Source organism: Knoellia koreensis, from assembly GCF_013041615.1.
GTDB classification, from domain to species: Bacteria; Actinomycetota; Actinomycetes; order Actinomycetales; family Dermatophilaceae; genus Pedococcus; species Pedococcus koreensis.
Map to the genome: position 1 here is coordinate 452555 of NZ_JABEPQ010000001.1, position 20747 is coordinate 473301.

Sequence of the window (20747 nt, forward strand, 5' to 3'; positions counted from 1 at the left end):
CGTTCCCGCGTCCGGGTGGGAACACGCTAGCGGCCAGGACCCTGCTGGACGAGGGCCCTGGCCGCTAGGCGTGTGCTACTTGATTTCCTGGTCGGGGACGATCTTGCCGTCCTGGACCTTGTAGGCCCAGACCGAGACCTCGGCAGGCTCACCCTTGTCGTCGAACTTGATCTTCTTGGTGACGCCCTGCTTGTCGTACGTCTTGATGAACTCCGTGACGTCCTTCCAGTCCGTCTTGCCCGCGGCGATCGCGTCGAGGAAGACGTTGGCGGCGTCGTACGCCTCGGCCGAGTAGGTGGCCGGGTCGGTGTTGTACGCCTTCTTGTAGGCCTCGGCGAACTCCGGAGCCTTGTCCGGGGGCAGGCACGGGCAGGTGAGGATCGAGCCCTCGGAGGCCGCGCCGGCGCCCTTGATGAAGCCGTCGTCCTTGACGCCGTCAGCCGCCACGAACGTGCCGGTGAAGCCACCGTCCTTGAGCTGCTTCACGAGCTTGCCGGCGTTGGAGTAGTAGCCGCCGTAGAAGAACACCGTCGCGCCCGAGGCCTTGGCCTTGGTCACGGTGGCGGAGAAGTCGTCCTGCTTGCCGTCGGCCGCGGTCTGGTCGGTGCCGGCCACGAGCGAGCCGAGGTCCTTCTTGACGATGTCGGACAGGCCCTTGCCGTACTCGGAGGTGTCGTCGGAGACGAACACCTTCTGCGCCTTGAGGACGTCCTTGATGTACTTCGCCGCAGCCGGGCCCTGGGTGGCGTCGTTGCCGAGGACGCGGTGGAAGGTCTTCCAGCCGTTGTCGGCGAGCGCCGGGTTGGTGGCCGAGGCGGAGATCGTGTTGAGGCCCGCGCTGTCGAAGATGGGGTCCGCAGCCTTGGACTCACCGGAGAACGCGGGGCCGACGATGCCGATGAGCTTCTTGTCGGTGACGGCCTTCTGCGCCAGGCCGGGCGCGATGGCCGGGTCACCCTGTGAGTCGAACGAGGTGAGCGTGACCTTGCAGTTCGCGTTCTTCTCGTTGTACTGGTTCACGGCGAGCTCGGCGCCGTTCTTGATGTTGATGCCGAGGTTGGCGGCGTCACCGGTGAGGGCACCGAAGAAACCGATCTTGAGGTCACAGGCCTTGCCGCCGCTGCCGGAGCCGCCGGCGTTGTTGTCGCCACCGCTCGTACCGCCGCAGGCACTCAGGGCGAGCGCGGCGGCCACCATCGGGACGCCGATCTTGAAGACAGAACGCAAGACTCCTCCTGAAGTCATGTGGTGCACGCGGGCGGGCCCGCGGACGCCCCGGGTTCGGGGTCTGCGAAGAATATGCCCCCTCCTGCGTACGGACGGGACTGTCGCGGACGTGCCGTGACCGTGTCGTTACCAAGGGATGAGACGAGATGTGAACGACTCGGGCGTCCCGTGCGTAATCGTCCATGAGGGCCGTGCAGACTGCGGTCCTACCGTCCGCGACCACGACGTGCGCAGCACTGGGAAAGGTGAACCATGACGACCGAGGACCTGTCGACGAAGGCCCAGCAGCAGGCTGCCGCCGCTCCCTCCCGCCGGACCGTGCTGTGCACGGCCGGGCTCGCCGGCGCCGGGGTCATGGCCCTGGGTGCCTGTGGTGCCGCACAGGACGCGGCGAACAGTGCCGCGTCGTCCGCCAGCGACGCGGCCACGGGCGCCCTGAAGGACGCCGTCTCCAAGGCCACCATCCCCGAGGGCGGCGGCAAGGTGTTCCCCGACCAGAAGGTCGTCGTCACGCAGCCGACCGCCGGCGAGTTCAAGGCGTTCACCGCGGTCTGCACCCACCAGGGCTGCGTCGTCAGCGACGTCGCGAACGGCACCATCAACTGCGGCTGCCACGGCAGCAAGTTCGACATCACCACTGGCGCGGTCAAGGCCGGCCCGGCCAAGGAGCCGCTCCCGGAGAAGAAGGTCACCGTGGGCACCGACGGGATCACCGTCAGCTGACCGGCCCTCACCGAGCGCAAGGCGAGGGTATGCCGCGGGGCCGGCCCCGCGGCATACCGTCACCTCGCCCGCCGCGACGTCAGGCGCGGTTCATAGAGTGGTGTCGTGGCTGACCCCGTGACCTATCGCCCCAAGCCGGGGGAGATCCCGGTCGACCCGGGCGTCTACCGGTTCCGTGACAAGAACGGGCGGGTCATCTACGTCGGCAAGGCCAAGTCGCTGCGGCCACGGCTGTCGTCGTACTTCCAGGACATCAGCGCGCTCCACCCGCGCACGCGCACCATGGTGACCACGGCGGCCAGCGTCGAGTGGACCGTCGTCACGACCGAGGTCGAGGCGCTCCAGCTCGAGTACTCGTGGATCAAGGAGTTCGACCCGCGGTTCAACGTCAAGTACCGCGACGACAAGTCCTATCCCTACCTGGCCGTGACGATGGGCGAGGAGTTCCCGCGCGCGCAGGTGATGCGCGGGGCCAAGCGCAAGGGGACCCGCTACTTCGGGCCGTACGCGCACGCCTGGGCGATCCGCGAGACGCTCGACCTGCTGCTGCGGGTCTTCCCGATCCGCACCTGCTCGTCCGGGGTGTTCCGGCGGGCGAACCAGGTGGGGCGGCCGTGCCTGCTGGGGTACATCGACAAGTGCTCCGCCCCCTGCGTCGGGCGCGTGACGCCGCAGGAGCACCGGCAGATCGCGGAGGACTTCTGCGACTTCATGGCCGGTGACACGACCCGGTTCGTCAAGCGTCTCGAGCGCGAGATGGCGACGGCGTCGCAGGCCCTGGAGTTCGAGCAGGCCGCCCGGCTGCGCGACGACCTGGTCGCCCTCGGCAAGGCGCTGGAGAAGTCGGCCATCGTGCTGGGTGACGGCACCGACGCGGACGTCTTCGCCCTCGCCGAGGACGGGCTCGAGGTGGCGGTGCAGGTGTTCCACGTCCGCGGGGGTCGCGTCCGCGGTCAGCGGGGCTGGGTGGCCGAGATGGACGCCGAGTCGGTGCCCGAGGTGGTCGGGCACCTGCTGCAGCAGGTCTACGGCGGCGAGACCGGGGACGGCGTGCCGCGCGAGGTGCTCGTGCCCGTGCTGCCCGACGAGCCGGAGGCCGTCGCGAGCTGGCTCGGGTCGCTGCGGGGGTCGTCGGTGCAGCTGCGCGTGCCCCAGCGCGGGGACAAGCGCACCCTGCTCGAGACGGTGCACCGCAACGCCGAGCAGTCGCTCAACCGGCACAAGCTCGCCCGCGCCGGCGACCTCACCGCGCGCAGCCAGGCCCTCCAGGAGCTCCAGGAGTCGCTGGACCTGGCGGACGCGCCGCTGCGGATCGAGTGCTACGACATCAGCCACATCCAGGGGTCGCAGGTCGTCGGGTCGATGGTGGTGTTCGAGGACGGCCTGGTGCGCAAGTCCGAGTACCGCCGGTTCGTCATCAGGGGGGAGCAGGTCGACGACACCGCCGCCATGGACGAGGTGCTCACGCGCCGCTTCCAGCGTTACCTCGAGGAGCGCGACCAGTCCTCGGACGTCGAGCTCGGCCCGGACCTCGACGGTGGTCCCGAGCGGATCGACCCCGACACGGGCAGGCCGAAGAAGTTCGCCTACCCGCCCAACCTCGTCGTCGTCGACGGCGGCCTGCCACAGGTGAACGCGGCCCAGGCGGCGCTGGACCGCATGGGTATCGACGACATCGCGGTGGTCGGCCTGGCCAAGCGGCTCGAAGAGGTGTGGCTGCCGGGTCAGGACTACCCCGTGATCCTGCCGCGGACCAGCGAGGGGCTGTACTTGTTGCAGCGGGTGCGCGACGAGGCGCACCGGTTCGCCATCACGTTCCACCGCCAACGCCGGAGCAAGGCCATGACGGCGAGCGCACTCGACGGCATACCCGGTCTGGGGGAGGCGCGACGCAAGGCGTTGCTGCGCCAGTTCGGGTCGGTCAAGAAGATCCGCGCCGCCAGCGTCGAGGAGCTGCAGTCCGTCTCCGGCATCGGACCTGCGCTCGCGGCCTCGATTGCGGCAGAGTTGGCCACCGAGGCCGCGCCGGCACCCGCGGTGAACCTCATGACGGGCGAGATCCTCGACGACGAAGGGAACGGGTCGTGAACGGCGGGGACGAGGGCGCTGCGGTCGACGCGGCGGACGCGGTGGACGCGGTCGAGGCGCCGCGGGACGCTCAGCTGGTCATCCTGACCGGCATGTCCGGGGCGGGTCGGTCGACGGCGGCCAACGTGCTCGAGGACTCGGGCTGGTACGTCATCGACAACCTGCCGCCACACCTGCTGGTGCCCTTGGTGGAGCTGGCCCGGACCGCACCGCAACCGAGCGAGCTGCCGCGCCTCGCCGCTGTCGTGGACGTGCGTGCCCGTGGCTTCTTCGCCCACCTGCAGACCGCGCTCGACGAGCTGCGCCAGGGTGGCTGGCGCCCGACCCTGGTCTTCCTCGACGCGACCGACGAGACGCTGGTGCGCCGGTTCGAGTCGGTCCGCCGCCCGCACCCGCTGCAGGGCGACGGCCGGCTGCTCGACGGCATCTCCCGCGAGCGCGAGATGCTGGCGGACCTGCGCTCGACCTCGGACGTCGTCATCGACACCTCGGGGCTCAACGTGCACCAGCTCGCCAAGAAGGTGCACCCGATCTTCCACGACACGGCCGGCCCGCGCGTGCGGATCGCGCTGATGTCGTTCGGGTTCAAGTACGGCGTGCCGCTCGACGCGGACTTCGTGCTCGACATGCGGTTCCTGCCCAACCCGTTCTGGATCCCCGAGCTGCGCCCGCTCACCGGACGCGACGAGGAGGTCGCCGACTTCGTGCTCCGCCAGGAGGGCGCCTCGGAGTTCGTCGAGCGGGTCGTGGCCATGCTCGACCCGGTCATCGAGGGATACCTGCGCGAGGGGCGGCGGTACGTCACCGTCGCGGTCGGCTGCACTGGCGGCAAGCACCGGTCGGTGGCCGTCGCCGAGGCGCTGCGCACCCGGCTGGCCAGTGACGAGGTCGCCACCTTCGTCGTGCACCGCGACCTGGGGCAGGAATGAGGGCCGCGGGAGGGAGCGGCCCGGCGGTCGTCGCGCTCGGGGGCGGGCACGGGCTCGCCGCGTCGCTGGAGGCCCTCAAGCTCGTCACCGACGACATCACTGCGGTCGTCACGGTGGCCGACAACGGCGGTTCGTCGGGTCGGTTGCGTGAGGAGTTCGGGGTGCTGCCACCCGGTGACCTGCGGATGGCGGTGTCGGCGCTGTGCGACGACACCGAGTGGGGCCACATCTGGCGCGACGTCCTCCAGCACCGGTTCCAGGGCGACGGCCCGCTCGGCGGCCACGCGCTCGGCAACCTGCTCATCGCCACCCTGTGGGACCTGCACGAGGACCCCGTCACCGGTCTGGACCTGGTCGGGCGGCTCCTCAACGCCCGCGGCCGGGTGCTGCCGATGGCGGCCGTGCCGCTGGAGATCACCGCCAAGGTGGTCGGGCTGGACCCGGACGACCCCGACGCCGAGACGACCGTCCGCGGGCAGGTGGCCGTGGCGACGACCAAGGGCAAGGTGCGCAGCATCGCCCTCGAGCCCGCCGACCCGCCGTCCGCACCCGCCACCGTGGCGGCGGTCCGGGACGCCGACTGGGTGATCCTCGGACCAGGGTCGTGGTTCACCTCCGTGATGCCCCACCTCATGGTGCCGGGTCTGCGGGATGCGTTGCACGACACCACCGCTCGACGCGTCCTGACTCTCAACCTCGAGCACTCCGGGGAGACCGCGGGGTTCTCCGCGGCAACCCAGGTTGCGGTGCTCGCCGACCACGCCCCGCGGCTCAAGCTCGACGTGGTCCTCGCCGACCCGTCCGCGGTTGACGACGAGGAGACGCTGCGAGCCGCGGCCGCGCGGATGGGCGCCGAGGTCGTCCTCGTGCAGGTCGCGCAACGAGGAGCGCCGGGGCACCATGACCTCCTGCGGCTCGCGGCGGCGTATCGTGACGTCTTCGGGCCCGGGGGACAACGATGAGCGAAATGGCAGGATGAGCGGATGGCGATGACGGCGCGCGTCAAGGACGAGCTGAGCAGGCTCGACGTCACGAAGCCCTGTTGCCGGAAGTCCGAGGTCGCGGCCACGCTGCGCTTCGCCGGGGGCCTGCACATCGTCGGCGGTCGCATCGTCGTCGAGGCCGAGCTCGACACCGCGAATGCCGCGCGGCGGCTCCGCAAGAGCATCGGCGACCTCTACGGCCACCCCTCCGAGGTCCTCGTGCTCGCCGCCGGCGGGCTGCGCAAGGGCAGCCGCTACGTCGTCCGCGTCGTGCAGGACGGCGAGGCACTCGCCCGCCAGACCGGGCTCATCGACTCACGCGGGCGCCCCGTCCGCGGGCTGCCCCCCAAGGTCGTCAGCGCCTCCGCCTGCGACGCCGAGGCCGCCTGGCGGGGCGCCTTCCTTGCGCACGGATCGTTGACCGAGCCCGGCCGCTCGTCGGCCCTCGAGGTCACCTGCCCGGGGCCGGAAGCCGCCCTCGCGCTCGTCGGCGCCGCCCGCCGGCTCGGCATCTCCGCCAAGGCCCGCGAGGTGCGCGGCGTGGACCGGGTCGTCATCCGCGACGGCGACGCGATCGGCGCGATGCTCACCCGCCTGGGCGCCCACGAGGCCGTCCTCGCCTGGGAGGAGCGGCGGATGCGCCGGGAGGTCCGCGCCACCGCCAACCGGCTGGCCAACTTCGACGACGCCAACCTGCGCCGCTCCGCACGCGCGGCCGTGGCCGCCGGGGCCCGGGTCCAGCGCGCCATGGAGATCCTCGGCGAGGAGATCCCCGACCACCTGCGCGAGGCCGGCCAGCTGCGACTCGAGCACAAGCAGGCGTCGCTGGAGGAGCTCGGCCAGCTGGCCCAGCCGCCGATGACCAAGGACGCCGTGGCCGGCCGCATCCGACGGCTGCTCGCCATGGCCGACAAGCGGGCCCAGGACCTGGGTATCCCCGGCACCGAGGCCAACCTCACCCCCGAGATGCTCGAGGCGTGAGCACCCGCATCGCCGTCGTCGGCACCGGGTACGTCGGGCTCTCGATGGCCGTGCTGCTCGCCCGGCACCACGACGTCGTCGCCCTCGACATCGACGAGTCCCGGGTCGCCCTCCTGCGCGAGGGCCGCAGCCCGATCCAGGACCCCGAGATCGAGCGCTTCCTCGCCGCCGGCGACCTCCACCTGCGGGTGACGACGAACCCCGCCGAGGCGTACGACGGTGCCGAGTTCGTCGTCGTCGCCACACCGACGAACTACGACCCGGTCACCAACTACTTCGACACCTCCAGCGTCGCGCAGGTCACCAAGGACGCCGTGACCCGCGCGCCGGACGCGACTGTTGTCTTGAAGTCAACGGTGCCAGTGGGTTTCACGCGCGAGCTGCGGGGGCAGGTCGGCTCCGACAACGTGGTGTTCAGCCCGGAGTTCCTACGCGAGGGCAAGGCACTGTGGGACAGCCTGCACCCGTCGCGCATCGTCGTGGGGGAGCGCACCGAGGCGGCCAAGCGGTTCGCCGAGCTGCTGCGGGAGGCCTCCGAGGAGCCGGACGTGCCGGTGCTGCTCACCGACAGCACCGAGGCCGAGGCGATCAAGCTGTTCGCCAACACCTACCTGGCGATGCGGGTCGCGTTCTTCAACGAGCTGGACACCTTCGCCATCACCCACGGCCTCGACACCCGGCAGATCATCGACGGCGTCGGCCTCGACCCGCGCATCGGCCCCGGCTACAACAACCCGTCGTTCGGCTACGGCGGCTACTGCCTGCCCAAGGACACCAAGCAGCTGCTCGCCAACTACCGCGACGTCCCGCAGAGCCTCATCGAGGCGATCGTCAACGCCAACACCACCCGCAAGGACTTCATCGCCACCGACATCCTCGCGCGCCGCCCGAAGGTGGTCGGCATCCACCGGCTCATCATGAAGGCCGGCTCCGACAACTTCCGGGCCAGCAGCGTGCAGGGAATCATGAAGCGCATCAAGGCCAAGGGCGTCGAGGTCGTCGTCTACGAGCCCGGCCTGGCCGACGACACCTTCTTCGGCTCGCGGGTGGTCCGCGACCTCGACGAGTTCCTCGGCGTCGCCGACGTCATCGTCGCCAACCGGATGGTGCCCGAGCTGGAGCCCGTGGCCGAGAAGGTCTACACGCGCGACCTCTTCGGCGGCGACAGCTGAGGCGGCGTCGGGGTATGCCGTGTGCGCAGCGTCTGCGTCAACGGTTGCCATGGCCACCACTGACGCAGACGCAACGCGAGGCGGGCCAGTTACCGGCCCGTACACCGGACCGGGCTGCCGTGGCACCGGCGCCAGCCGATAGGGTCGGTGCCGAGCACGATTGCCGCGACGACGCGGCATACCACCCCCTCCCGGAAGGGCACTGAACCGTGACCGTTCGCGTTGGCATCAACGGCTTTGGCCGCATCGGCCGCAACTTCTACCGCGCCGTCCAGGCGTCCGGCGCCGACATCGAGGTGGTCGCCGTCAACGACCTCACCGACAACGCCACCCTCGCCCACCTGCTCAAGTACGACTCGATCCTCGGGCGCTTCCCGGGCGAGGTGACCTCGACCGACGAGGACATCACCGCCGACGGCAAGACGTTCAAGGCGTTCGCCGAGCGCGACCCGAACAACCTCAAGTGGGGCGACCTCGGGGTCGACGTGGTGGTTGAGTCGACCGGCATCTTCACCGACGCCGAGAAGGCCAAGGTGCACATCGACAACGGTGCCAAGAAGGTCATCATCTCCGCGCCCGCGAAGAACGAGGACATCACCATCGTCATGGGCGTCAACGACGACCAGTACGACAACGACAAGCACACGATCATCTCCAACGCGTCGTGCACCACGAACTGCCTCGGCCCGATGGCCAAGGCGCTCAACGACTCCGTCGGCATCGTCAAGGGCCTCATGACGACGATCCACGCCTACACCCAGGACCAGAACCTCCAGGACGGCCCGCACAAGGATCTGCGTCGCGCCCGCGCCGCGGCCCTCAACATCGTGCCGACCTCGACCGGTGCCGCCAAGGCGATCGGCCTGGTCATGCCCGAGCTCAAGGGCAAGCTTGACGGCTACGCGCTGCGTGTCCCGACCCCGACCGGCTCCGCCACCGACCTCACCTTCGAGGCCGGCAAGGAGACCACGGTCGAGGAGGTCAACGCCGCGGTCAAGGCTGCCGCCGAGGGCCCGCTCAAGGGCATCCTCGTCTACACCGAGGACGAGATCGTGTCCAAGGACATCGAGACCGACCCGGCTTCGTGCATCTTCGACGCCGGCCTCACCAAGGTGATCGGCAACCAGGTCAAGGTCGTCGGCTGGTACGACAACGAGTGGGGCTACTCCAACCGCCTCGCCGACCTGGTCAGCCTCGTCGGCTCCAAGCTCTGAGCGGGGCTCGCCACCGATGAAGTCGATCGCCGAGCTGGGCGACCTGCGCGGCAAGCGCGTGCTCGTCCGCTCCGACCTCAACGTGCCGTTGGACGGCACCACGATCACCGACGACGGGCGGATCCGTGCGTCCGTGCCGACGATCAAGCAGCTGTCCGACGCGGGTGCCCGGGTCGTCGTGTGCGCCCACCTCGGTCGCCCCAAGGGCGCCCCGGAGGACAAGTACTCGCTGCGGCCCGTCGCCGCGCGGCTCGGTGAGCTGCTCGGCCGCGACGTCACCTTCGCCACCGACACGGTGGGGGAGAGCGCCAAGGCTGCGGTCGACGCGGCCGGCGACGGCGACGTCGTGCTGCTCGAGAACCTGCGGTTCAACCCCGGCGAGACGAGCAAGGACGAGGCCGAGCGGGGCGCCTTCGCGGGCGAGCTGGCGGCGCTGGCCGACGCCTACGTCTCTGACGGGTTCGGCGTCGTGCACCGCAAGCAGGCATCGGTCTACGACGTGGCGCGGCTGCTGCCAGCCGCCGTGGGTGGCCTCGTCGAGACCGAGGTGGGTGTGCTGCGGCGCCTCACCGAGGACCCCGACCGGCCGTATGCCGTGGTGCTCGGTGGCGCGAAGGTGTCCGACAAGCTCGCGGTGATCGACAACCTCATCCAGACCGCGGACCGGCTGCTCATCGGAGGCGGCATGGTGTTCACCTTCCTCGCCGCGCAGGACTACGAGGTCGGCAGGTCCCTGCTGGAGGCCGACCAGGTCGAGACCGTCAAGGGCTACCTCGAGCAGGCGCGTGAGCGCGGCGTCGAGATCGTCCTGCCGGTCGACATTGTGGCCGCGACGGAGTTCTCGGCGGACGCCGACCACGAGGTCGTGCCGGCCGGGGCCATCCCCGCCGACCGGATGGGGCTGGACATCGGCCCCGAGTCGGGCGTGCTCTTCGCCGAGAAGCTCGACGGGTGCCGCACCGTCTTCTGGAACGGCCCCATGGGTGCGTTCGAGATGGAGCCGTATGCCGCGGGCACGGCTGCCGTGGCCAAGGCCCTGGTCGAGCTCACCGAGAAGGGTGCGCTCACCGTGGTCGGTGGTGGCGACTCCGCTGCCGCCGTGCGCCAGCTGGGCTTCGAGGACGACCAGTTCGGCCACATCTCCACCGGAGGTGGGGCGAGCCTGGAGTACCTCGAAGGCAAGCAGCTGCCCGGCCTGACCGTGCTCGACGAGGAGAAGTAGATGGCTGGCACGTCTGGTCGCACGCCCCTGATGGCGGGCAACTGGAAGATGAACCTCGACCACCTCCAGGCCACGCACCTGGTGCAGAAGCTGGACTGGACGCTGCGTGACGGCAAGCACGACTTCGGTGCGGTCGAGGTGGCGGTGCTCCCGCCGTTCACCGACATCCGCTCGGTGCAGACGCTCATCGACGGGGACCGGCTCGAGCTCAAGCACGGCGGCCAGACGCTGTCCGAGCACGACAGCGGGGCCTACACCGGCCAGGTGTCGGGCGCCTTCCTCGCCAAGCTGGGCTGCACCTACGTCATCGTCGGGCACAGCGAGTGCCGCGAGTACCTCCACGAGGGCGACGAGGCGGTCAACGCCAAGCTCAAGGCGGCATACCGTCACTCGCTCACGCCCATCTTCTGCGTGGGCGAGGGGCTCGAGGTGCGGCAGGCCGGCGAGCAGGTCGAGTTCGTGCTGGCGCAGGTCGAGGCCGGACTGGCCGGGCTGCCTGCGGAGCAGGCCAAGAGCATCGTCGTCGCCTACGAGCCGATCTGGGCGATCGGCACCGGTGAGGTGGCCACGCCCGAGGACGCGCAGGAGGTGTGCGCCGCGATCCGCACCAAGCTCGCCGAGCTGTACTCCGGCGACCTCGCCGACGGTGTGCGCATCCTCTACGGCGGCTCGGTCAAGGCGAACAACGTCGCCGCGATCATGGCGCAGGAGGACGTCGACGGCGCCCTCGTCGGCGGTGCGTCCCTGGACCCGGTCGAGTTCGCCTCGATCTGCCGCTACCGCGACCACCTGGCGACCAGCTGACGCACGAGCAGGTATCCTGACCCTTGCTGCCGATTGCGGTGGCACGACCTCGAGACTGACGACAGATGGGTGTTCCGTGGAAGCCGTGAAGATCGGCCTGCAGGTTCTGCTGGTCATCGGTGGACTGTTCCTGACCCTGCTGATCCTGCTGCACAAGGGCAAGGGCGGCGGTCTGTCCGACATGTTCGGCGGTGGCATGTCCACGTCGCTGGGCTCGTCCTCGGTCGCCGAGCGCAACCTCGACCGGTTCACCATCGCGGTGGGCCTGATCTGGTTCGCGTGCATCGTCGGGCTCGGTCTGATCGAGCGATTCTCCGCCTGAGGCGAAAGGAAACCCCGCAACGATGGCAGGTGGCAACGCAATCCGCGGCAGCCGTGTCGGCGCCGGACCCATGGGCGAGGCCGAGCGCGGCGAGGCCGCTCCTCGCGTCTTCGTGTCCTACTGGTGTGCCAACGGGCACCAGACCCGGCCCAGCTTCGCCGAGGAGCCCGGCCTCGCGGTCCCCGAGACGTGGGACTGCCCGCGGTGCGGTTTCCCCGCCGGGCAGGACGAGGCCAACCCGCCCGCACCGCCGAAGGTCGAGCCCTACAAGACCCACCTGGCCTACGTGAAGGAGCGTCGCTCCGACGCTGACGGCAAGGCCATCCTCGACGAGGCACTTGCCACCCTGCGCGAACGCAAGCTCATCCAGTAGAGGCGGCAGTCGCCGGCGCTTGCACTGGTTGCCGGTGACTCGGCACCGCGGCGGCAGATCGCGTCCGGATGCCGAGTACCCGGCAACGAGTCAGAGGTCGGTGGCGGCTGCCTCGTCGACGAACCACACGGTCTCGGTCGACCCGCGGACCTGCGCAGCCGACGACTGCTCGGCCGGCGCGCCCGCGATCCCGTCGGCCACGGCGCGTGCCTTGTCGGCGCCGGCCACGATGAACCACACCCGGTCGGAACGGTTCAGCGCCTCGAAGGTGAGGGACACGCGGTCCGGCGGCGGCTTGGGGGACTCGTGCACGGCCACGGTGATGGCGTCGCTCGTCAGCTGGGCCGGGTGGCCCGGGAAGAGTGACGCCACGTGGCCGTCGGGTCCGACGCCGAGCAGCATGACGTCAAAGGCCCCGTGCCCGTGCTCGCGCACGGTCGCGGCGTATGCCGCGGCGCTTTCCTCGGCGTCCGGGCTCCGGTCGGGTCCGTCGACGCGGTGGACCTTCTCCGGGTCGAGGCGCAGCGAGGCGAGCCCGGCCTCGTCGTTCTGCACGTCGTTGCGGTCGGCATCGCCGGCGGGCAGATAGCGCTCGTCACCCCACCAGACGCGCACCTTCGACCAGTCGACCGAGTCCTTCGCCGGTGAAGCGGCCACGGCCGCCCAGATCGCGGAGCCGAGCGAACCCCCGGTCAGACCGAGGTGGGCCTCGTCCTTGGTGGCCAGCACCTCGGCGAGGGTGGCGAGCAGCCGCTCGGCCGCGGCATGCGCCACGCCGTCCTTGTCGGCGCTGACGTCGATCTGCGGATCGGTCATGACCTGCCTGCCTTCTCGTCCTTGGCCTTGGCGAGCTTGCGCGCAGCGGCCTTCTTGACGGCCTTGGTGTCGGAGGCCTTCGGCGGCTCGGGGGCCTCGACCATCTGGGCGCTGCCGGTCTTGGAGTTGGCGCGGGCGATCCGGCGGGACTCCCGCTCGGCCTCCTTGACCGAGGGTGCCTCGCCCTCGCGGACGGCCTCGGTCGCGGTGACCGAGCGAGGGCCGACGCGGGCGAGGCCCTTGCGGATCGTCTCCTCGTAGATGTCGTCCGGGTCGAGGCGGCGCAGCTCGTCGGCGAGGCACTCGGCGGTGCCGCGGCGGGCCAGGGAGATGCGGCGCACGGGCTGGCCCGGCTGGGTCAGCGTGGCGATGCTGCCGTCGGGGCGAACCAGGTCGATCGGTCCGCTCGCCCGCTCGAGCCGCACGCTCACCATGCCCGTGCCCGCGCGGGTGCGCGCACGCCGGACGGGGCAGCGCAGCGTCTCGGCGAGCCAGGCAGCCAGCAGGTCGGTCGACGGCGAGTCCGAGGCGCCAGTGACGGTCGCCTCGAGCACCGGCTCGTACGGTGGCTGGTCGAGGGCGGCCGCGAGGAGCCCACGCCACAACGTGATCCGCGTCCACGCGAGGTCGGTGTCACCCGAGGCGTAGGTGCGCGCGCGGGTCTTGAGCGCCGTGCGCGGCGACTTGGCGGTGGCGGCGTCGGTGATGCGCCGCTGGGCCATCGAGCCGATCGCGTCTCGGGCCACGTCGGTCGGTGCGTCCGTGGGCCACCAGGCGACGACGGGGGAGTCGGGGAGCAGGAGCGGGATCACCACGGCGGCACCGTGGTTCACCAGCTCTCCGTAGAGGCGCAGCACGATGACCTCGCTGGCGCCGGCGTCCCCACCGACCCGGATCTGGGCGTCGATGCGTGACTGGCCACGCTTGTTGCCGAGCACCACCGCGATGATGCGGCACGGATGCTGGCGGGAGGCGTCGTTGGCGTCCTCGATGGCCTGCTCGGCGTCGGCCTCGTCGACCACGATGAGCAGGGTGAGGACGCGCCCCAGGGCCATCGCGCCGGTGTCCTGGCGCAGGGCCACGAGCTTCTTGCTGATGGCGACCGTGGTGGTGCTGGGCAGGTCGATGATCACGATGCTGTCCTGGCTTTTCGGGGTCCCCGCGAAGTATCGGAGCGTGGGACGAGTGGAGAACTTCGTGGGGTGTTCATGGCATCCTCCAAACCCGGCCGTCACGACGCATCATCTCGTCGGCGCTCTCCGGTCCCCAGCCGCCGGCCTTGTAGGGCTCGACCCGGCCCTTCTGCTTGGACCAGTAGCGCTCGACGGGGTCGAGGATCTCCCAGGAGAGCTCGACCTCCTCGTGCCGGGGGAACAGCGGCGGGTCGCCGAGCAGCACGTCGAGGATGAGCCGTTCGTAGGCCTCGGGGCTGGACTCGGTGAACGAGCGGCCATATCCGAAGTCCATGGTGACGTCGCGGACCTCCATCTGCGCACCGGGCACCTTGGCGCCGAAGCGCATGGTGATGCCCTCGTCGGGCTGGACGCGGATGACGATGGCGTTCTGCCCGAGCTCCTCGGTGGCGGTGTGCTCGAACGGCAGATGTGGCGCCTTCTTGAAGACGACGGCGATCTCGGTGACCCGCTTGCCGAGGCGTTTGCCGGTGCGCAGGTAGAACGGGACGCCCGCCCAGCGGCGCGAGTCGATCTCGACCTTCATCGCGGCATACGTCTCCGTGTGGGAGCCCTTGGCGACGCCGTCCTCCTCGAGGTAGCCGATGACGTGCTCGCCGCCCTGCCACCCCGCGGCATACTGACCGCGCGCCGTGGACTTGCCGAGGTCACCCGGGTGACGCACGGCGGAGAGGACCTTCTCCTTCTCGGCGCGCAGGTGCTCGGCCGCGAACGACACCGGCTCCTCCATCGCGGTGAGCGCGAGGAGCTGGAGCAGGTGGTTCTGGATGACGTCGCGGGCGGCGCCGATGCCGTCGTAGTAGCCGGCGCGGCCACCGATGCCGATGTCCTCGGCCATGGTGATCTGCACGTGGTCGACGTAGTTGGCATTCCACACCGGCTCGAACATCTGGTTGGCGAAGCGCAGCGCCAACAGGTTCTGCACCGTCTCCTTGCCGAGGTAGTGGTCGATGCGGAAGACCGAGTCGGGTGGGAAGACGCTCTCGACGATCTCGTTGAGCTCGCGTGCGGACTTCAGGTCATGCCCGAACGGCTTCTCGATGACGACGCGGCGCCACGAGTCGCCTTCGGGGCGGCTGAGGCCGGAGCGTTCGAGCTGCTCGCAGACCACCGAGAACGAGCCGGGTGGGATCGACAGGTAGAACGCGACGTTGCCGCCGGTGCCGCGCTCGGTTTCCAGCGACTTGACCGTCTCGGCGAGCAGGTCGAAGGCGTTGGGGTCGTCGAACGTGCCCGGGACGAACCGGAACCCTTCGGCGAGGTTGCGCCAGACGCTCTCGCGAAAGGGAGTCCGCGCGTGCTGCTTCACGGCGTCGTAGACGATCTTGCCGAAGTCCTGGTCGGCCCAGTCGCGGCGCGCGAAGCCGACGAGCGAGAAGCCCGGCGGCAGCAGGCCCCGGTTGGCGAGGTCGTAGATCGCGGGCAGCAGCTTCTTGCGCGCCAGGTCGCCGGTCACGCCGAACAGCACCATGCAGCATGGTCCGGCGATGCGGGGGAGTCGCTTGTCCCGTGGGTCGCGCAGCGGGTTGCTCGCCTGCGTCACGCGGGTCGGGCTCATGTGGCTGCTTCCGCGGGTGCGAGGGCCTCGAGGGCGTCGCGCACCTGCGCCAGTCCGGCGTCGTGGTCGGTGAGGTGCAGCTGGAGGACCGGCCGGTTGTGCTCGGCCAGCACCTGCGCGTCACCGGCGGCCTGCGAGGCGATGAAGTCACCGAAGGTGAACTCGCGGCCCGGGATGGCGAGGTCCTCGCGCGGCTGGGTCGTCACCTGGAGGTAGACACCTGTGGCCGGGCCGCCCTTGTGGAACTGCCCGGTGGAGTGCAGGAAGCGCGGCCCCCAGCCGAACGTCGTGGGACGTCCGGTATGCCGTGCCACGACCGGGCGCGTCTGCGCCAGGTCGGCGTCGGCGAGGCGGTCGAGGTAGGCCATGATCGCGACGTAGCCGGTCTTGGGGTCGAGCTGGGCCAGGAGCGCGTCGATGGCTGCGGGGACGGTCTTGGCGTCGCCGAGCCAGTCACCGCCCAGGGCGCGGATCTCCACGGCACCGTCGGTGGCGGCCGGCTCGTCGGTGGCGCCGATTCCCTTGTCCAGCAACGCCCGAGCGGCCTTCTTGGCACTCTCGACGTCGGGCTGGTCGAAGGGGTTGATGCCGAGCAGGCGGCCGGCCGCAGCGACCGCGACCTCCCACAGGAGCAGCTGCGCGCCGAGCGGCCCGCTCACGTCGACCGTCGACTGGTCCGCGTGGACGGGCTCGTCCGCGGGCTCGTCGTCGTCGGAGTCGGCCACGAGGTGCACCACGGTCACATCTGCGGCGGGCTGGGCGACCTCGGGGTCGTCGTCGGTGCCGACGACGACCGGCAGGATGCCGGTGCCCTGCTTGCCCGTGGACTCGGCGATGAGCTGCTCAGCCCAGTCGGCGAAGCCGACGATGCCGGAACCGTCGTCGACGATGACGAGCTTGTCGCGCAGCGGGTCGGTGCCCGCCATGGCCGCGCCCAGCCGCAGGCCGGGGTTGGCGTCGTCGTCGGCGCTGAGCACGTCGGAGACCGCCTCGGCGTCGTCGAGCAGGGCCTCGATGTCGGCACCGGCGAGGCCGGACGGCACGAGACCGAACGCGGTGAGCGCGGAGTAGCGGCCACCGACGTTGGGGTCGGCGTTGATGACGCGGTAGCCGTCCTTGCGGGACTGCTCGTCCAGCGGGCTGCCCGGGTCGGTCACGACGACGATGCGCGCGGTGGGGTCGATGCCGGCCTCGCTGAAGGCGGCCTGGAAGGCACGCCGCTGTGAGTCGGTCTCGACGGTCGACCCCGACTTGCTCGACACCACCACGACGGTGCGGTCGAGGTCGGTGATGGCGTCGCGCACCATGTCCGGCTGGGAGGAGTCGAGCACCACGAGCGGCACGTCGTCGGTCGCACAGATCACCTCTGGCGCCAAGGACGACCCGCCCATGCCGCAGAGCACGACCCGGTCGACGCCCTCGGCCTTGAGCTGGTCGCGCAGCGCGGCGATCTCACCGATCAGGGGCCGCGACGAGCGCGGCAGCCCCACCCAGGACAGCCGGATGGCGGACTCGGACTCCGCGTCCGGACCCCACAGGGTGGCGTCCTGCGCGAAGAGCTTGCCGGCGAAACCGGCCTCGACCAGCTCGGGCACCTTCGCCGCGATGGCGTCGGCGGCGGCTCCTGAGGCGACGACCCCCAGTGAGCTCACTTCTCGCCCTCGACGTCGGACCGGGCCAGGTCGAGGTCCTTCTGCACCTCGTCCGCGAGCTCCGCCCAGGCCTGGTCGAACTTCTCCAGACCCTCCTTCTCGAGCACGTCGGTGACGTCCGAGTAGGAGATGCCGAGCGCCTCCACCTGGTCCAGCACCTCGCCGGCTGCGGCGTAGCTGCCGGTGACCGTGTCGCCGGTGACCTCGCCGTGGTCGGCCACGGCGTCGAGCGTCTTTTCCGGCATGGTGTTGACGGTGTTGGGCGCGACCAGCTCGGTGACGTACAGGGTGTCCTTGTAGTCCGGGTTCTTCACGCCGGTCGAGGCCCACAGCGGACGCTGGGCGTTGGCGCCGTCGTCGGCGAGGTTCTGCCACCGGGGCGTGCCGAAGACCTCTTCGTAGGCCTGGTAGGCGAGCTGGGCGTTGGCCACACCGGCCTTGCCCTTGAGCTCCTTGGCCTCCTGGGCCTTGTCGCCCTCGATGGCGTCGAGCCGCTTGTCGATCTCGGTGTCGACGCGGGAGACGAAGAAGGACGCGACCGAGTAGATCTTCGACAGGTCCTTGCCCGCCTCACGGGCCTGCTCCAGGCCGGTGAGGAAGGCGTTCATGACACCGCGGTACCGGTCGAGCGAGAAGATCAGCGTGACGTTGACGCTGATGCCCTCGGCCAGCACCTGCGAGATCGCGGGGAGGCCCTCGACGGTCGCCGGGATCTTGATGAACACGTTCGGCCGGTCGACGACCTCGGCCAGCTCCTTGGCCTGCTGCACGGTGCCGGCGGTGTCGTGGGCGAGGCGCGGGTCGACCTCGATCGACACCCGTCCGTCGAGGCCGTTCGTCGCCTCGAAGACCGGCATCATGATGTCGCAGGCCGCGCGGACGTCGTCGGTGGTGAGCTTGCGGACCGTCTCCCACACGTCCTTGCCCTCGCGGGCGCACTGGCGCAGGTCCTCGTCGTAGCGGTCACCCTTGGCCAGCGCGGCCTGGAAGATCGACGGGTTCGTCGTCACGCCGACGACGCCCATCGTGTCGATGAGCTCCTGCAGGTTGCCGGTCTCGATGCGCTCGCGCGACAGGTCGTCGAGCCACACGGACACGCCCTGGTCGGACAGGGCCTGGATGTTCTTGTTCTGGGCCACGAGGGTCACTTCCTCTTCGTGCTGGCCGCGGCCTTCGTCGCGGCGCTCTTCTTGGTGGTCGTGTCGGTCACGCCGCGTCGTGCCTCGGCGGCGCGGGGCCGGGTCTGGGTGACGGTTGCTGCTCGCCGGGTGCCGCCCTTGGCGTCCTTGATCGAGTCCTTGGCTGCCTTGACGACGGCCTCGGGGGTGATGCCGAACTCGCGGTAGAGCGTCTTGTAGTCGGCGGACGCGCCGTAGTGCTCGAGGCTGATGCTGCGGCCGGCGTCACCGACGATGTCGTGCCAGCCGAGGGAGACGGCCGCCTCGACGCTGACGCGGGCGCGCACGTCCGGGGGCAGGACGCGGTTCTGGTATGCCGTCGTCTGGTCCTCGAACCACTCGCGGCACGGCATCGAGACCACGCGGGTCTTGATGCCCTGCTTCTCGAGGGTCTCGCGGGCGTCGAGCGCGATGGCGACCTCGGAGCCGGTGGCGACGAGGATGACATCGGGCTTGGCCTTGCCGGTGGGGCCGCCGTCGATGAGGACGTAGGCACCCTTGGCGACGCCCGCCGTGCTGGCGTACTTCTTGCGGTCGATGACCGGCAGCGCCTGGCGAGTCAGCGCAAGGGCCGCGGTGCGCTCGTTGTGCAGGATGTGGCCCCACGCGGCGGAGGTCTCGTTGGCGTCGGCGGGACGGACCACGTCGAGGCCGGGGATGGCGCGCAGCGCAGCGAGGTGCTCGACCGGCTGGTGGGTCGGGCCGTCCTCGCCGAGGCCGATCGAGTCGTGCGTCCAGACGTAGGTGACGGGCAGCTGCTGGATCGCGGCGAGCCGCACGGCCGGTCGCATGTAGTCGGAGAACACGAGGAACGTGCCGCCGTACGGGCGGGTGAGCCCCTCGAGGGCGATCCCGTTGAGGATCATGCCCATGCCGTTCTCACGGATGCCGAAGTGCAGGGTCCGGCCGTAGGGGCCGCCCTTCCACTCGCGGGTCTGCTTGCTCCTGGGGATGAAGGACGGCTCGCCCTCCATCGTCGTGTTGTTCGACTCGGCGAGGTCGGCAGAGCCACCCCACAGCTCGGGCATCACGGGAGCCAGCGCGGTCAGCACCTTGCCGGATGCAGCGCGGGTCGCCATGCCCTTCTCGGTGTCCGTGGGGAAGACCGGCAGCGCGGCGTCGAGGTCGGCCGGCGGCTCACCGGTGACGACACGGTCGAGGAGCTTGGCGCCTTCGGGGTTGGCCTTGCGCCACGCGGCATACCGCTTGTCCCACGCCTTGTGGGCGGCCTTGCCGCGCGCCTTGACCTTGCGCGCGTGGGTGAGCACGTCGCGGTCGACCTGGAAGGTCTTCTTCGGGTCGAAGCCCAGGACCTCCTTGGTCGCGGCCACCTCCTCCTCGCCGAGTGCGGAGCCGTGCGACTTGCCGGTGTCCTGCTTGGTGGGGGCGGGCCACGCGATGATCGTGTGCAGCACGACGAGCGTCGGCTTCTTGGACTTCTTCGACTTCTCGAGCGCGGTGTAGAGGGAGTCGACGTCCTCGACGTACTCGGAGCCGTCGCCGTTCTTGCGCCAGTCGACCTCGACCACGTCCCAGCCGTAGGCGCGGTAGCGCGCGGCGACGTCCTCGGAGAAGGAGATGTCGGTGTCGTCCTCGATCGAGATCTGGTTGGCGTCGTAGATCGCGGTGAGGTTGCCGAGCTCCTGGTGGCCCGCGAGCGAGCTGGCCTCGGACGACACGCCCTCCATGAGGTCGCCGTCGGAGGCGATCACCCAGATGTGGTGGTCGAACGGGCTCTCGCCGGGCTTGGCGTCGGGGTCGAACAGCCCGCGCTGGCGGCGCTGCGCCATCGCCATGCCCACGGCGGAGGCGAAGCCGGAGCCCAGCGGCCCGGTCGTGATCTCGACGCCGGTGGTGTGGTGGACCTCGGGGTGGCCCGGCGTGAGCGAGCCCCACGTGCGCAGCGCCTTGAGGTCGGTCAGCTCGAGTCCGTAACCGGACAGGTAGAGCTGGATGTACTGGGTGAGGCTCGAGTGGCCGGCCGACAGGACGAACCGGTCACGTCCCAGCCAGGTCGGGTCGTTCGGGTCGTGCGCCATCACCTGCTGGAAGAGGAGGTATGCCGCGGGGGCGAGGCTCATGGCCGTGCCCGGGTGGCCGTTGCCGACCTTCTGCACGGCGTCGGCGGCGAGGACCCGGACGGTGTCGACCGCCCGCACGTCCAGGTCGTTCCAGCCTGCCTTTCGCGCGACCGGCTTCTTCAGCCCTGTCCTGCGCTGGGCCTTGGTCTGACGGGCTTTCGTGGGCACTGAGAGGTCTCCTCACGCTGGGTGCTCGGGTGACGTGCACGGATGGGAACGACGACACCACCG

18 protein-coding genes are annotated in these 20747 nt (G+C 70.3%); 11 read left to right on the forward strand and 7 right to left on the reverse strand.

The window, feature by feature from the left end:
• Positions 1-75 precede the first annotated feature (75 nt).
• On the reverse strand, positions 76-1227 hold the full coding sequence (locus HJG52_RS02270) for a branched-chain amino acid ABC transporter substrate-binding protein (RefSeq protein ID WP_240977155.1): 1152 nt from the start codon (positions 1225-1227) through the stop codon (positions 76-78).
• A 252-nt stretch (positions 1228-1479) separates the two neighbouring features.
• On the opposite strand from HJG52_RS02270, the gene HJG52_RS02275 reads away from it, so the two are divergent.
• The 11 genes from HJG52_RS02275 (at position 1480) to HJG52_RS02325 (ending at position 12038) form a co-directional block, all read left to right on the forward strand.
• Positions 1480-1950, forward strand: a complete 471-nt coding sequence (locus HJG52_RS02275) for a Rieske (2Fe-2S) protein (RefSeq protein ID WP_171241937.1) — start codon at positions 1480-1482, stop codon at positions 1948-1950.
• A gap of 105 nt (positions 1951-2055) precedes the next feature.
• The gene (gene uvrC / locus HJG52_RS02280; RefSeq protein WP_171241938.1) at positions 2056-4038 is read left to right on the forward strand and encodes an excinuclease ABC subunit UvrC; all 1983 of its coding nucleotides are present in this window, start codon (positions 2056-2058) and stop codon (positions 4036-4038) included.
• Positions 4039-4079: 41 nt separating this feature from the next.
• On the forward strand, positions 4080-4967 hold the full coding sequence (gene rapZ, locus HJG52_RS02285) for an RNase adapter RapZ (protein ID WP_346767630.1): 888 nt from the start codon (positions 4080-4082) through the stop codon (positions 4965-4967).
• Positions 4964-5929: a gluconeogenesis factor YvcK family protein gene (locus HJG52_RS02290; RefSeq protein ID WP_171241940.1), complete on the forward strand. Its 966-nt coding sequence runs from the start codon at positions 4964-4966 to the stop codon at positions 5927-5929. The genes rapZ and HJG52_RS02290 overlap by 4 nt, the downstream gene beginning before the upstream one ends.
• Positions 5930-5950: 21 nt before the next feature.
• Positions 5951-6931, forward strand: a complete 981-nt coding sequence (whiA, locus tag HJG52_RS02295; protein WP_171241941.1) for a DNA-binding protein WhiA — start codon at positions 5951-5953, stop codon at positions 6929-6931.
• Positions 6928-8103 carry a nucleotide sugar dehydrogenase gene (locus HJG52_RS02300; RefSeq protein WP_171241942.1) on the forward strand — a complete coding sequence of 392 codons (1176 nt, stop codon included), beginning with the start codon at positions 6928-6930 and terminating at the stop codon, positions 8101-8103. Before whiA ends, HJG52_RS02300 begins: the two co-directional genes overlap by 4 nt.
• A 209-nt stretch (positions 8104-8312) precedes the next feature.
• On the forward strand, positions 8313-9317 hold the full coding sequence (gene gap / locus HJG52_RS02305; RefSeq protein WP_171241943.1) for a type I glyceraldehyde-3-phosphate dehydrogenase: 1005 nt from the start codon (positions 8313-8315) through the stop codon (positions 9315-9317).
• A 16-nt stretch (positions 9318-9333) separates the two neighbouring features.
• A complete protein-coding gene (locus tag HJG52_RS02310; protein ID WP_171241944.1) occupies positions 9334-10539 on the forward strand; it encodes a phosphoglycerate kinase in 1206 nt (401 codons plus the stop codon).
• Positions 10540-11343 carry a triose-phosphate isomerase gene (tpiA, locus tag HJG52_RS02315; RefSeq protein WP_171241945.1) on the forward strand — a complete coding sequence of 268 codons (804 nt, stop codon included), beginning with the start codon at positions 10540-10542 and terminating at the stop codon, positions 11341-11343.
• 76 nt (positions 11344-11419) lie between these two features.
• On the forward strand, positions 11420-11665 hold the full coding sequence (gene secG / locus HJG52_RS02320) for a preprotein translocase subunit SecG (RefSeq protein WP_171241946.1): 246 nt from the start codon (positions 11420-11422) through the stop codon (positions 11663-11665).
• A gap of 22 nt (positions 11666-11687) precedes the next feature.
• Positions 11688-12038: an RNA polymerase-binding protein RbpA gene (locus tag HJG52_RS02325; protein WP_091782702.1), complete on the forward strand. Its 351-nt coding sequence runs from the start codon at positions 11688-11690 to the stop codon at positions 12036-12038.
• A 90-nt stretch (positions 12039-12128) separates the two neighbouring features.
• Here HJG52_RS02325 and pgl read toward each other — a convergent pair whose 3' ends face one another.
• The 6 genes from pgl to tkt form a co-directional block, all read right to left on the reverse strand.
• On the reverse strand, positions 12129-12854 hold the full coding sequence (pgl, locus tag HJG52_RS02330; RefSeq protein WP_171241947.1) for a 6-phosphogluconolactonase: 726 nt from the start codon (positions 12852-12854) through the stop codon (positions 12129-12131).
• Entirely contained in the window at positions 12851-13987 is a 1137-nt protein-coding gene (gene opcA, locus HJG52_RS02335) for a glucose-6-phosphate dehydrogenase assembly protein OpcA (RefSeq protein WP_171241948.1), read from the reverse strand. The genes pgl and opcA overlap by 4 nt, the downstream gene beginning before the upstream one ends.
• Positions 13988-14060: 73 nt before the next feature.
• Positions 14061-15605 (reverse strand): glucose-6-phosphate dehydrogenase, encoded by a 1545-nt coding sequence (gene zwf / locus HJG52_RS02340; protein WP_171241949.1) that lies wholly within the window; start codon positions 15603-15605, stop codon positions 14061-14063.
• Positions 15602-17257, reverse strand: a complete 1656-nt coding sequence (locus tag HJG52_RS02345; protein ID WP_171241950.1) for a glucose-6-phosphate isomerase — start codon at positions 17255-17257, stop codon at positions 15602-15604. Before HJG52_RS02345 ends, zwf begins: the two co-directional genes overlap by 4 nt.
• The gene (gene tal / locus HJG52_RS02350; protein ID WP_171243013.1) at positions 17254-18396 is read right to left on the reverse strand and encodes a transaldolase; all 1143 of its coding nucleotides are present in this window, start codon (positions 18394-18396) and stop codon (positions 17254-17256) included. Before tal ends, HJG52_RS02345 begins: the two co-directional genes overlap by 4 nt.
• 5 nt (positions 18397-18401) lie before the next feature.
• Positions 18402-20684, reverse strand: coding sequence for a transketolase (tkt, locus tag HJG52_RS02355; RefSeq protein ID WP_346767525.1), 2283 nt, complete (start codon positions 20682-20684; stop codon positions 18402-18404).
• Positions 20685-20747: the final 63 nt, after the last annotated feature.